This is a genomic window from Pseudomonas sp. YuFO8 (assembly GCF_035065025.1).
Lineage (GTDB): Bacteria > Pseudomonadota > Gammaproteobacteria > Pseudomonadales > Pseudomonadaceae > Aquipseudomonas > Aquipseudomonas putida_AE.
On sequence record NZ_JAXDEQ010000186.1, the window covers coordinates 1 to 401 of the forward strand.

At 64.3% G+C, this 401-nt stretch carries 1 pseudogene; it reads left to right on the forward strand.

Annotation, left to right across the window (positions count from 1 at the left end):
* Positions 1-228: 228 nt before the first annotated feature.
* Positions 229-401 (forward strand): annotated as a pseudogene (locus SOP95_RS31920) (energy transducer TonB); the annotation flags it as partial.

A 401-nucleotide genomic window follows, 5' to 3' on the forward strand; every position in this document is an offset into this window, starting at 1 on the left:
TGTCCGGCGAGGGCGCGCAAGACGCGCTTGGGTTCGATCAGCGGAATGGCCGGCTGGTTGGCGATTAAAAGTCGCGATTGTACTGCATCGGACGCGGGATTTATCCACAGCCGGTCAGTGCGCAGTGGGCGATTGTTGCCGAACAGCGGTAGAATCCCCGCTCTTTAGTTATCCACAAGTGGCCGAGCTGTGCTTATCGAGTCCCGACGTCGCGCTTACTTGACCGCCATGCAGGTGGTCAACTGGCTGCCCCGCACCGAACTGCCGTTTGCCGCGCCCTCGCGGCCGGAGCTGTTGCAGGCGCTTGAGCCCTATGAGGCGTTCGAGTCGTCGGGCGAGGAGGCGGCCGCGCCGGTGGCGATGGTCAAGCCTGCACCTGAAGCGCGCCCGGTCGTTGAGCG